Here is a 12,083-nt window from a genome sequence, read left to right as displayed (position 1 = left end):
GGGCTCGGGGGTGCGCCGGGGACTGCGGGCAATGCGCTTGCGCACGGGATCGTGGGCAGTGCGCTCACCCAAGGGCTTGCGATGGCCACCGGGCTGCAGCAGTCGTTCAACTGGGCGAGCATGGTGCAGGCGGTGTTGAGTGGGACGACCTCGCCGCAATCGGGCACCGGCGGCAATGGGTCGAATGAGGATGGAGCTTCCGCGTACGACTACCGCAACGCTCTCGACATCCTGAGCGACAACTACACGCCAGCAAGCGAGTACCGCAACTCGATGGACCTCCAGAGCGATGACTATCTGCCGTCCGGAGAGCTCGCGCGCAGAAAACTCGAAGTGGAGCAGCAGGTACGCAGAGAGGTTGTCGGCCAGGAGGCGCGCGATGCTTCCGTACAAGGCGCTCAGCTGTTACTGACCGGTGGGCCCGCGCGCGGCGGGATGCGTGGCATCGGCAGCGGCGGCTTCGAGATGGTACGCAACGGAAATTGGGATGCGGCACTGAACCTTGGGGCCGATCCGTTGGGGCTGCTCGGCGAGATTCCCGGCTTGCAGGCTGACCTCGCGCAGCTCAATCGCATTCAGATCGAACAACGCATCGAGGCCATGCGTAGCATGATGCTCGAATCCGGCGCACCAACCGTGCCAAGCGGCTATGTGCAATCACTGGTCGCCGGGGCAAACGGCTCGGGTGTTATGGTCAAGGACTACGGTGCCACGTTAGACCAGATGAAATCTGCGTACGAAGACTACGTTCGCGACCAGCGCCTGCGCGAGACCTGGGGAGATAATTATCTCGACTTGCGCGTCGGTAAGTCGCAGATGACCGTGCGGGAGTTCGAGCAACGCGTGCTCGATATTCATCTCGAGTCCACGGATCGCGCTTACGCGGATGGCGTGGACGCGATTGCTCGGGGTAAGCTCGCAATTGAAGACGGAGCGTACGCCAAGACACTTGGAAACTTGATCGACAAACAGGTTCGATTCGATCTGCGAGGCTTCGCAAGAGATGAAGGTATAAGCGATAGTTCGATGTCGAACCTTTGGGCAATTAATCGGCGCATCAAGAGTGATCTGGGCGGTTTGATCGGGGTTCCGGATAGCCGCATGGGCTTCAATCTGTACGCTGACACCACTCTGGCCAGGAAAGACGCATTCACGCCGCAGATACAGAAGTGGAATGAGATTCGACCGGGCAACTTCCTTATCATTAGACCCTCCGGGCTTGGCGGGCCTTATGTCATTCCACGCGCCTCAATTCCGGAGCTTCCAAAATCTTCTTACAGGGGAAGTTGATGGCTCTGAAAGAATGTTTGGCAGACTTCACGGGATCGATCGGTGCTGCGGCGACTAAGGCGCCCGATGACTATTTGAAGTCGAGCCATTGGACTTATGAGGCGCACAAGGCCGATCTTGTCAATTTGTGGACAGAGATTCGACCCCAGCTCAGGTGTGACATGGACAAAGTCCAATTCATCGATGACAAGTTGCGGGAGATGATCTCTGCGTTCGATGCGGGAGAAAAGGAAAAGGGGCGAGACGCGGCTTGGGCTATATACAACCTCAAGCCCGAAAGATTGCGGTAGCGTCAAGGACCGCAATGCAAGCGTGACCGCCGACGATCACGCGCAGGTCACCTTATATGAGGCATCGCCGGTTCGCAGATGAACCATGGTCTTTGTGCTGGACGCCGGCCGACAGGCCAAGGTCGAGTTGCTGATCGCCGAGTCGAGCCGAGGACTTGCGTCTGAGCCACATGGCCACGGTTGACGCATGCGTGTATGTCGCACAATGCGTCTACAACTTCCCTGATGGCTTCGGCTGTCAGGTGCGGGGCCTCTCTCGGGAGGCCCTTGCTTTTGGGGGGACGACCAATGAGGACCATCGTGCAGGCGCTTTTCATGCGCGTCCTATCCTCGGATCCATATCGCCAAGATCAACTACTTCACACCCCCGCGTTCAGCCGACACCGGCGAATAGGCAAGTGCTCATCCGACAGCAGGCCCCTCCCCCAAATCCCAAAACAACCCCGCCATCATCCGCAGCCCTTCGCGCGCGACCGGGGCGAGCAGATGCTCGTTCGGCGCATGCTGCGAGCACGCCGCATACGAATGCGGCACCCACACCGTCGGCATGCCCAGCACGTCGGTGAACACCTCGTTGGGCAACGACCCGCCCAGATTCGGCAGCAGCACCGGCCGCCGACCCGTCGTGCGCTCGATCGACGCCGCCGCGAACTTCGCCCACGGGTTGTCCGGGTCGAGCCGCGTCGCATGCATGACGACGTCCTTCGCGGCCACAACCTCCACCTGCGCGAACCCATGCGAATCCAGATGTCGCCTGAGCGCGGGCAGGATGTCGGCGGGATCGGTCCCGACCACGAACCGCAACTGGCAATGCGCGACCGCATGCGGCGGAATCGCATTCACCGGTCGATCGGGGTTGCCCGTCCGAAACGCGAGCACCTCGAAGCTGTTCCAGCCGAACACTCGCTCCGCCGGCGTGAGCGAAGCTTCTCCCCAATCCGCGTCGATCTTCGGGCCGCCCTCGCCCGCCTCCACCTGCGCGTCGGCCAGCGCGCCTCGCACGCGGTCGGTGAGCGTGTCGGGCCGCCATTCGGGCACGCGAATCTGCCCACGCGCATCGGTGATGCAGGCGATCGCATGGGCAAGCACGATGCCCGGGTTCGCAAGCAAGCCGCCCCAGTTGCCCGAGTGATGCGCGCCTTCGCGCAGAGTAAGCTTCAGATCGAAGTTGATCGTGCCGCGCGTGCCACCGAAGATCGTCGGGCGCCCCGGCGCAAGACGCGGTCCGTCGGAGCCGATCAGCACGTCGGCGGCCAGCCGATCGCGATGCGCCCGGCAAAACGCCTCGAGCCCCGGCGAGCCGGTCTCCTCGCCGGTCTCCAGCAGGATCGTGGAGTTGAACCCCAGCGCACCGCGTTCGGCGAGCACGCACTCGAGCGCGGCGATGTTGATGGTGTGCTGGCCCTTGTTGTCCGCGGTGCCGCGTCCGTAGATGCGCTCGCCCTCCACCACGACCCGCCACGGCGAAAGGCCGCTGCGCCACTGCTCGTCCTGCCCGCGGATCACGTCGCCATGGCCATACGTGAGCACCGTGGGCCGCGCCGCGTCTTCGGTTCGCTTCGCGATCAGGAAGGGCCCGAATCCTTCGACAGGGTTGTCGAACATGCGGCATTCATAGCCGAGCTTCGCAAGCGCCGGTGCGATCTCGGCATCGAGGTACGCCTCCAGCGCGGGGAGCGACCCGGCTTCCTGGCTCGCCGTGCGAATCGCCACGCGCCGCTGCAAGTCGGCGATGAAGCCTCCGCCGTCGAAATAGCGTTGCGCCCGTTCGATCGCGCCCGCTCGCGCTGCTGCGGTGGACTGCATGGCGGCTTTCCTTCGTCGCTGGATGAGAGGCGAAGTATGGCTTCAAATGCACCGGGCCGGCCACAGGCCCGGGCCGCTTCGTGTCCAGCGGCTTCCGGGGTAGAGTTCGGTGAAACCGCCCCACGATCCGCCCTCACCGCATGAACACGCCCCTGGACCCCGACTTGCTCTACCGCGCCGAGCGCCAGGCCGAAGTTGTCCGCGCGCTCGAGGAGGTGCTCCCCGCCCACGCGCTGCTCTGGCAGCCCGAGGATACGACGCCCTACGAATGCGACGGGCTCACCGCCTATCGCGAGCGCCCGCTCGTCGTGGCGCTGCCCGAAACCGAGGAGGAGGTGCAGGCGGTGCTGAAGGCGTGTCATGCGCTCGACGTGCCCGTGGTCGCGCGCGGCGCGGGCACCGGCCTGTCAGGCGGGGCGACGCCCAACCGGCTCGGCGTGACGCTCTCGCTTGCCAAGTTCAATCGCATCCTGCGCGTCGATCCGGCGAGCCGCACGGCCGTCGTGCAATGCGGTGTGCGCAATCTCGCCATCGGCGAGGCCGCGTCATCCTTCGGCCTGTATTACGCGCCCGATCCGTCCAGCCAGATCGCCTGCACGATCGGGGGCAACGTGGCCGAAAACTCCGGTGGCGTGCATTGCCTGAAGTACGGGCTCACGCTGCACAACGTGCTGAAGGTGCGCGGCTTCACGGCCGCGGGCGAGCCGATCACCTTCGGCGGCGACGCGCTCGATGCGCAGGGCTACGACCTGCTCGCCGTGATGATCGGCAGCGAAGGCATGCTCGCCGTGGCGGTCGAGGTGACGGTGAAGCTCATCCCGAAGCCGCAGCTCGCGCGCTGCATCATGGCGAGCTTCGACGACGTGCGCAGAGCCGGCGGCGCGGTCGCCGCCGTCATCGCCGCGGGGATCATTCCCGCGGGCCTCGAGATGATGGACAAGCCGATGACGGCCGCCGTGGAGGACTTCGTGCATGCGGGCTACGACCTTGGCGCCGAGGCCATCCTGCTGTGCGAAAGCGACGGCACGCCCGAGGAAGTGCAAGAAGAGATCGGCCGCATGAGCGAAGTGCTGCGCGCGGCCGGCGCGACGGCCATCGCCGTCAGCCGCGACGAGGCCGAGCGGCTCAGGTTCTGGAGCGGCCGCAAGAACGCGTTTCCCGCATCGGGCCGCATCAGCCCCGACTACATGTGCATGGATTCCACCATTCCGCGCAAACGCCTTGCGGACATCCTGCTCGCGATCCAGGAGATGCAGAAGAAGTACGCGCTGCGCTGCGCCAACGTGTTCCACGCGGGCGACGGCAACCTGCATCCGCTCATCCTGTTCGATGCGAACGACCCGGACCAGCTGCATCGCGCCGAGCTCTTCGGCGCCGACATCCTGGAGTCGAGCGTCGCGATGGGCGGCACCATCACCGGCGAACACGGCGTCGGCGTCGAGAAGCTCAATTCGATGTGCGTGCAGTTCAGCGTGGAGGAGCGCGAGCAGATGCTGGCGCTGAAGCGCGCGTTCGACCCGAAGGGCCTGCTCAACCCCGGCAAGGTGATCCCCACGCTCAGCCGCTGCGCGGAGTACGGCAAGATGCTCGTGCGCGGCGGGCAGCTCGCGCACCCCGAGCTGCCGCGCTTCTGAAGCACGGCGCTACCGGCAGCTCGTGTCGTCGGTGACGCCTCCGCGGCGGCCGTGGTGGCGCTGGCGCTCTTCCTCCTGCAGCAGCAGCGTGACGAAGGTGAGCAGGTAGTTCTGTGACTCCGTGATCGCGGCGGCTTCGTCCGCACTCGTCGGCGCGGGCGCAGGCGTCGGTGCCGGTGTGGGCGCGGGCGTCGGTGCCGGGGTCGGTGCGGGCGTGGGTGCGGGCGTCGGCGCAGGTGTTGGTGCTGGCGTCGGTGCGGGCGTGGGTGCCGGCGTCGGCGCAGGCGTCGGAGCAGGAGTTGGTGCCGGCGTCGGCGCGGGCGTCGGCGCGGGCGTCGGTGCCGGTGTCGGTGCAGGTGTCGGAGCTGGCGTCGGTGCAGGCGTGGGTGCAGGGGTCGGGGCAGGCGTCGGCGCAGGCGTGCCCGACACCACTTGCAGCGCCGGGGCCGGACTCGTCACGAAGGACGCCGTGTAGGCTTCGCCGGTCGGAACAGTTCCACCGACTGTTCCGCCACTGCTTCTCACCACCTGGAACTGATCGGCACTCGTCACCGCGCCGCCGAACGTCGGCGTGACCGTCACGCCGCTGCCGAAGTTGACATTGCCGCTCGCCTGGATCACGTCGTAGTTGGCCGTATCGAACAGGTCGAGCACGAGGTTCGCGCCGGAGTCGAAGTTCAGCGTGCCCGCCTGCAGGAACAACGTGCCCGCCGCGCCTTCGAAGCCCGGCTGCACCGGCCCGGTGACCGTGAGCGTGCCGCTACCCACCGACAGCGTGCCGCTGCCGCGGATCGTGCCGCTGCTCGCGAGGTTCGTGTTGCCGGTGTCGAGCAGCGTGGCGGGAAAGAGCGTGAGCGTGCCCGCGTTGGTCGTGAAGCCGCCGCCGAAGTGCAGTTCGCCCAGGAAGAGCTGCACGTCGCCCGTGTTCGTGAAGCCCGTGTCGATCGTCGCCGGCGTCGCGGCGTTGAAGATCAGCGTGCCGCCGTTGGCGATGTTGCCGCCGCCGCCGATGGAGGTGCCGCCCGCGATGTTCAGGTTGCCGCTGTTGACGAACGTGCGATCGAGCGCGACCGAGCCGGACACGTTCGCGCTGGCGCCGCCGTTGATCGACGTGGTGCCGCTGCCCGACATCGCGCCGCCGGTCCAGTCCAGCGCGGAGCCGATGCCGAGCGTGCCCGTCCCGGAGATCGTGCCGCCCGCGCCGAGCGACACGTTCGGAACGGTGCGGCTGCCGCTCACGGAGAGCGTGCCGCCGTCGACGATGATGGGCTCGGTCGAGCCGACACTGCTCGCGAGCGTGAAGGTGCCCGAGCCGACATGCACGCCGGTGGCCGACTTGAAGCTCGCGAGTCCGCCGCCCGAGACGCCCGCGCTCGGGCCGAGCGCGATGCCGCCGCTCGTGGAGGCGAGCGAGACGCCGCCGCTGCCGCCGTTCAGCGTGCCCATCAGCGCGACGTTGCCCGAGGCCGTGAAGTCCACCGGGCCGGAGCCCGACAGCGTGGACGAACCGATCACGGCGTTGCCGGTGTGGCTGATGTTGATGAAGCCCGGGCCGGAGCCCGTGCTCACGGGGCCGAAGTTGAACGTCGTCGACGTGCCGGCCGATTGCGTGAGGATGGGCGATGCCGCGCTTCCGATCGATCCGCCGTTGCCGGTCTGCAGCTTGATCGTGTCGGCCTTCAGCAGGCCGCCCGTGGTCTGCCCGATCGGGCTCGAGTCGGAGAGGAGGTCGATGCCGCCGCTGCCGGAGGTGACCGTGCCGCCCACGAGCAGGTTGCCGCTCTTTTCCTCGATGGTCACGCCGCCGCCCGCCGACGCGACGCTGATGTTGCGCAGCGTCATGCCGAGCGGCCGGTTGTCGATCACGTGGATGTCGCCGCTCGCTCCCGTCTGCGTCGCCGTGAGCGCGCCGATGCTGTTGCCGCCGGTGAGCAGCACGGAGCCGCCCGCGGCGGCGACCAGGCTGCTCGCCACGATGCGCCCGGCGCCGGACTCGAGGAGCGAGCCGGTGTCGGCGGTGAGCGTCACGGTCGCCGTGCCGCCCGACACGCCGAAGCTCGGCTCGACGATCGTGAGGTCGCCCGAGGTGAGATGCAGGCTCACCGCGGAATTGCTCGTGACGACGCCCTTGAAGCCGAAAGCCGTGACGCTCGTGAGTTCCTGCACGCTCATCGACTCGTCGTTGGTCATGCGGAACGCGCCCTTGGAAAAGCCCGCGACGTTCGCGGCGTGGTTGCCCGCGCTGTTGAGCGTGACGCTGCCGTTGGGCGCGTAGGCCATCAGGTTGTGCACCGTGATGCCCGCCGCGGCCGAGGTGTTCTGCGTGATGCTCGCGTTGTCCGAATCGAGGAAGAGCGTGCCGTTCGGCGCATTCACCGGCGCCTGCAGCGAAAGCGTGTTCGCGGTGAAGAGCGTGAGCTCGTGGCTGCTCGTCCAGGCGAGGCCGTCCACGAGCGTCATGTTGCCCACGCCGGTGCCCGCCGTGTTGTCGGTGAGCACCTGCACGTTGTTGCCGGCCAGCGCGTTTTCGATGTTGGCCGTGGACACCCACGTGTCCGTGATCGAGCCGCTCGGGCTGAAGACGGAGCCGCTCGCGCTCGTCGTGGAGCTGCTGCCGCTCATGCCCGCCGATTGCGCGCTCGCGAGCGTGTCGGCGATCCACACGTTGGTCGGATCGAGCAGCAGCAGGCCCGTGTGGCCCCTGGGCGCCAGCGTGTTGGCGTTGCCCTGGAAATCGAGCACGTGGCCCGACGCTTCGATGCGTCCGCCGTCGCCGCCGCTTCCGCCGCCGCGCGCGGAGAAGTCCCCGTTGGCACGCGTCGCGCCGTCGGACCACACGACGACCGTGCCGCCGTCTCCGCTGCCGGTGGCGTCCGCCTTCAGCGTGGCGCCCGATTCAACCAGCGTTTCGTGCGCGTTCGCGATGCGCGCGTCGCCGCCGCGCCAGCCGCCGCCCACCAGCACTTCGCCGCCGCCGTCGGCGCCGCTCGCATCGAGCACGGCACTGCCGTGCACCGCGACACTGTCGGCGCTCACCTGGATCGATCCGCCCTGCGAGCCGCGCTCGGCGGCGACGCTGCCGCTCACGTCGGCGCTCGAGCCGCCCTTCAGCACGACCTTGCCGCCTTCGCTCGTCGCGGCGGTGGCCTGGATCATGCCGCTGTGGCGCAGCTGGCTCGCGAACATGCCGACGGCATCGCCTTGCAGCGTGCCGAGGTTCACGGCCCGGTCGGAGGGGGCCTGCAGTTCGAGCTGGATGCCTTCGAGGCCGCGCCCCGTGACGGCCACGCGCTGGCCCGCGGCGAGGATGGTCGCGCCGTTGGGCGCCTGCACCACCGCGCCGGGCGCGACCTGCACGTCGGGCGCGATGAGCACGATGTCGCCGCCGCGCGCCACCACATGGCCCGCCACGCTCAGGACGCCGCCGCCGTCACCGAAGATGAGCCGGCCGGCTGCCGCGTCGAGCGGGCTCAGGGCGAGCGTGGATGCGGTGAAGCCGTTCGTGTCGACCACGGCGCCGGCGCCCACGGTGATGCCGGCCCTGTTCGACACGACGAGGTTGCCGTTGGACAGCAGCTTGCCGTAGATCTCGCTCGGGTTGTTGCCCCACACGAGCTGGATGGAAGTGCTCGCGGCGCTCGGCTGGCGGAAGTTGGTGATCGTGCCGGCGGGCACGCCGAAGCTTTGCCAGCCGATGACGGAGCGCTGGGTGCCCGCGCCGTTTTGCGTCGTGATGAGTGTGGTGTTGCCCTGGTGTTGCAGGTCGAACTGGCCGAAGACGGCCGTCTGCGCGTGAACCGGCACGCTGAAGGGCCCGAACACCGCGGCCAGCGCCAGCGCGGCGCCGGCCGGCCGAAACCCGGCCACCGCAGGGCAGGAGACGGCACGCTCGGACGTGCCCCGGAAGGAAGCAGACTTTTTCATGGATTTGTCCTTCTCGAAAGCTGCCGGTTCCTCGCGGCAGCCTCGCCGGTCCCTCGCTTGCGCGCCTCGAGCCGATGATCGGTTCGGACAGTAGCACAGCGGTGGGGGTGGTGCAACGGTGCGGCAACGGCACGGTTGCTAACATGCAGCAGCGCAATTCCGTCGTCTCTTTCGTGAGCATCTTCGTCAGCATCGCCTCCTATTGCGACCCCGTTCTTCGCTTCACGCTGGAGCGAGCGCTCGCGCTCGCTTCCGATCCGGACGGCGTGCACTTCGGCGTGGTGGACCAGAGCCCTGCCGCGAGCCCCCGCCTCGCCATGCAAGGCGGCGGCTCGCGGCTCGCGCTCGTGCGCATCGACCCCGTCGACGCGCGCGGGCCCTGCTGGGCGCGCGCCATCGGCATGGGACTCTACGACGGGGAGGACTGGTTCTTCCAGATCGATTCGCACATGGACTTCGACGAAGGCTGGGACGCCTTGCTCATCGCGCAGGCGCGTGAATTACTTCCGCACCGCCGGGGTGTCGTGATCTCGGCCTACCCGCATCCTTTCGTGTTCGAAGACGGCAAGCCCGTGCACAAGGCGATCACGCGCGGCGTGCTCGCGCACGTCGTGCGCGGCGATTCGTCGTTCCAGGAGGGCCACCCGGTGCTCGCCTTCACGGCGTACCCGGTCGAAGGCACGGTGCCGCTCGCCGGATTTCACCTTGGCGCGGGGTGCCTCTTCGCGCCGGGGCAGTTCGTGCAGGAGTTCCCGTACGACCCTTTCCTCTACTTCCACGGCGAGGAACAGGCGCTCGCGCTGCGCATCTTCACGCACGGCTGGGACATCTTCCACATGGCCCGGCTGCCGGTCTACCACCTCTACAACATGAGCGACGGTGCGCCCGAGCACGAGAAGCGCCCGCTGCACTGGGACGAAGGCGAGGACGCGCGCCGCGGCGTGAAGTGGTGGACGCTCGAGCAGCGCTCGCGCGCCCGGCTGCAGGCGCTCGTGAACGGCGAGCCGCTGGGCGCCTACGGCCTGGGCAGCGTGCGCAGCCTTGCCGACTACGCCGCCTTCAGCGGCATCGACTACGCCGCGCGCACGATCGCGGACAAGGCTCGGCTGCCGCTCGCCGCGGATGGCGCCGTGTGAGCGTTCAGCCCTGAAGGACGCTGCGAGCCAGGCACAGGTCGGCCCACGCCTTGGCCTTGTCGGGGAGATTGCGCAGCAGATAGGCCGGGTGGTAAGTCACGACCAGCGGCACGCCGTTGTACTGGTGCAGCCGCCCGCGCAGCCGCCCGATCGGGTCGGACGATTGCAGCAGCGACTGCACCGCGAAGCGTCCCATGGCGAGGATGATGCGCGGCTGGATCAGCGCCACTTGGCGGCGCAGGAACGGCTCGCACTGCGCCACCTCGTCGGGCTCCGGGTTGCGGTTGCCCGGCGGGCGGCACTTCAGCACGTTCGCGATGTAGACGCCGCGTCCGCGCGCGACGCCGAGCGAGCGCAGCATGTTGTCCAGGAGTTTTCCGGCCTGCCCGACGAAGGGCTCGCCCTGCAGGTCCTCGTTCTCGCCGGGCGCCTCGCCGACCACGAGCCAGTCGGCCTGCCGGTCGCCGACGCCGAAGACGGTCTGCGTGCGGCCGCGGCACAGCTTGCAGGCCGTGCATGCCGACACCGTCCGTTCGAGCGCGTCCCAGTCCATGCCGTCGACGCCCGTCGCACGCGCCGCGATGGGAATGACGGCGGCAGGCAGCGGCGCAACCGGCCTTTCGGCACGCACGGGCGCGGGGACGGCTTGCTCGATCTGCGCTTCGGGCGCTTCGGGAGCTTCAACCGGTTCGGGCGCGGCGGGCGCTTCGGGCAGGAACACGCGCACGCCCATCTCGTCGAGCATCGCGCGCCGCCGCTCGGTGAGCACGAGCGTCACAGGCGCAGACTCATGACGATCGCGTCTTCGCGCTCACCGCCACGCGCCGGGTAGTAGAGCTTGCGCTCGCCGACGCGCCGCAATCCGTAGCGTTCGTAGACTTGCTGCGCCCGGCGGTTGCCCACGCGCACCTCGAGCCACAGCCATTGAGCGCCCTGTCCGCGCGACCAGACCACCAGGGCGTCGAGCATCGCGCGGCCCCAGCCCTGCCGCTGGCAAGCCGGCGCGACGGTGAGGTTGAGCAGGTGCACTTCGTCCACGCCCTTCATCGCGACGAAGTAGCCGAGCACGGTGTCGCCGGCCACCAGCAGCTGCGCCTGATAGCCCGAACGAATCGAGTCGCTGAAGTTGCCGCGCGTCCACGGGTGCTCGTAGGCGAGCCGCTCGATCGCGAGCACCGCGTCGAGGCGGGATTCGCTCATCGGCTCGAAGCCGGCTTCCAGGGACCTGAATACTGCGCTCATGGGCGTCGTCGGGAGTTCGTGAGGCGTTCGTGAGGCGTTCGTCGGCGCGGGTCCCGTGTGCGCCGTCAGCGGCGCAGCGAGGCACGCTCCTGCATCGTTTGCGCCACTTTATCGCGGATGTAGAGCGGCAGCGCATCGGCCGCCCGCAAACCCTTGCCCTCGGCCAGCATTCCGGGGGCAAGCCGCAACAGGGCGGCTGCCGTCGGCAGCGCGGCGATGTGCTCGCCGACGCGGCCGAATCGCGCGCCATAGGCGGGGCCCGCGTTGCCCGCGATCGTCCAGCCCTCGGGCGGACGCACGTCCTCCGGGCGGCCGAGGCGCGGCGGCTCGTCCACGCGCCAGTGTCCCGCCGCATGAACGTACCGACCGAAGTACACCTCGTCCATCCGCGCATCGAGCACGGCCACCACCCGCGTCGCGCCCGCCACGCCGCGCGCCTGTTCGGCGACCGCGAGGAGCGTGTCGACCGGCAGCAGCGCGACGTTCGCGCCGAAACCGAGCCCCTGCGCCACCGAGCAGGCGGTGCGCAGGCCGGTGAAGGAGCCCGGACCGCGGCCGAAGACGATGGCGTCGAGCTCGCCGAGCGTGACGCCCGCATGCGCGAGCAGGGACTGGATCGTGGGGACGAGCGTCTCCGATGCATGCGCGCCGCCGGGGCCGCGGTGTTCCAGCAGCGGCTGCCCGGCACAGGCCACGGCCACCGACAGCGTTTCGGTACTGGTGTCGAAGGCGAGCAGCTTCACGAATGATCCATGGTCGAG

Annotated in this window: 8 protein-coding genes; 3 read left to right on the top strand and 5 right to left on the bottom strand. The window is 68.3% G+C overall.

All coding sequences use genetic code 11. The annotated features are described in order from the left end of the window. A partial coding sequence (locus tag VHA82_RS25225; protein WP_325548515.1) for a hypothetical protein occupies positions 1-1,290 on the top strand: 1,290 nt, incomplete at its 5' end. A 692-nt stretch (positions 1,291-1,982) separates the two neighbouring features. Here the strand turns inward: VHA82_RS25225 and VHA82_RS25220 are convergent. Then, positions 1,983-3,386: a M20 family metallopeptidase gene (locus tag VHA82_RS25220; protein WP_325548513.1), complete on the bottom strand. Its 1,404-nt coding sequence runs from the start codon at positions 3,384-3,386 to the stop codon at positions 1,983-1,985. 140 nt (positions 3,387-3,526) lie between these two features. Here VHA82_RS25220 and VHA82_RS25215 point away from each other — a divergent pair, with 140 nt between their 5' ends. Further along, positions 3,527-5,020 carry an FAD-linked oxidase C-terminal domain-containing protein gene (locus VHA82_RS25215; RefSeq protein ID WP_325548511.1) on the top strand — a complete coding sequence of 498 codons (1,494 nt, stop codon included), beginning with the start codon at positions 3,527-3,529 and terminating at the stop codon, positions 5,018-5,020. Positions 5,021-5,029: 9 nt separating this feature from the next. Here VHA82_RS25215 and VHA82_RS25210 read toward each other — a convergent pair whose 3' ends face one another. Further along, a complete protein-coding gene (locus VHA82_RS25210) occupies positions 5,030-8,944 on the bottom strand; it encodes a filamentous hemagglutinin N-terminal domain-containing protein (RefSeq protein ID WP_325548509.1) in 3,915 nt (1,304 codons plus the stop codon). Positions 8,945-9,087: 143 nt separating this feature from the next. Here VHA82_RS25210 and VHA82_RS25205 point away from each other — a divergent pair, with 143 nt between their 5' ends. Continuing rightward, a complete protein-coding gene (locus tag VHA82_RS25205) occupies positions 9,088-10,080 on the top strand; it encodes a GlcNAc-transferase family protein (RefSeq protein WP_325548507.1) in 993 nt (330 codons plus the stop codon). A 4-nt stretch (positions 10,081-10,084) separates the two neighbouring features. Here the strand turns inward: VHA82_RS25205 and VHA82_RS25200 are convergent, their stop codons facing one another. The 3 genes from VHA82_RS25200 to tsaB all read right to left on the bottom strand — a co-directional run bounded on the left by VHA82_RS25200 (position 10,085) and on the right by tsaB (position 12,065). Further along, positions 10,085-10,813, bottom strand: a complete 729-nt coding sequence (locus VHA82_RS25200; protein ID WP_414708700.1) for a uracil-DNA glycosylase — start codon at positions 10,811-10,813, stop codon at positions 10,085-10,087. 41 nt (positions 10,814-10,854) lie between these two features. After that, positions 10,855-11,322: a ribosomal protein S18-alanine N-acetyltransferase gene (gene rimI, locus VHA82_RS25195; RefSeq protein WP_325548502.1), complete on the bottom strand. Its 468-nt coding sequence runs from the start codon at positions 11,320-11,322 to the stop codon at positions 10,855-10,857. A gap of 65 nt (positions 11,323-11,387) precedes the next feature. Then, positions 11,388-12,065 carry a tRNA (adenosine(37)-N6)-threonylcarbamoyltransferase complex dimerization subunit type 1 TsaB gene (tsaB, locus tag VHA82_RS25190; RefSeq protein WP_325548499.1) on the bottom strand — a complete coding sequence of 226 codons (678 nt, stop codon included), beginning with the start codon at positions 12,063-12,065 and terminating at the stop codon, positions 11,388-11,390. Between the last annotated feature and the right edge of the window lie 18 nt (positions 12,066-12,083).

It is taken from the genome of Ramlibacter sp. (assembly GCF_035548915.1).
GTDB lineage: Bacteria > Pseudomonadota > Gammaproteobacteria > Burkholderiales > Burkholderiaceae_C > Ramlibacter.
This window is presented reverse-complemented; position numbering and strand designations above follow the sequence as displayed.

Bases quoted from the DNA above. Each gene is read 5' to 3' on its own strand.
- VHA82_RS25220 (WP_325548513.1), bottom strand. From the start codon at position 3,386: ATGCAGTCCACCGCAGCAGCGCGAGCGGGCGCGATCGAACGGGCGCAA.
- VHA82_RS25215 (WP_325548511.1), top strand. From the start codon at position 3,527: ATGAACACGCCCCTGGACCCCGACTTGCTCTACCGCGCCGAGCGCCAG.
- VHA82_RS25210 (WP_325548509.1), bottom strand. From the start codon at position 8,944: ATGAAAAAGTCTGCTTCCTTCCGGGGCACGTCCGAGCGTGCCGTCTCC.
- VHA82_RS25205 (WP_325548507.1), top strand. From the start codon at position 9,088: ATGCAGCAGCGCAATTCCGTCGTCTCTTTCGTGAGCATCTTCGTCAGC.
- VHA82_RS25200 (WP_414708700.1), bottom strand. From the start codon at position 10,813: ATGGGCGTGCGCGTGTTCCTGCCCGAAGCGCCCGCCGCGCCCGAACCG.
- rimI (WP_325548502.1), bottom strand. From the start codon at position 11,322: ATGAGCGCAGTATTCAGGTCCCTGGAAGCCGGCTTCGAGCCGATGAGC.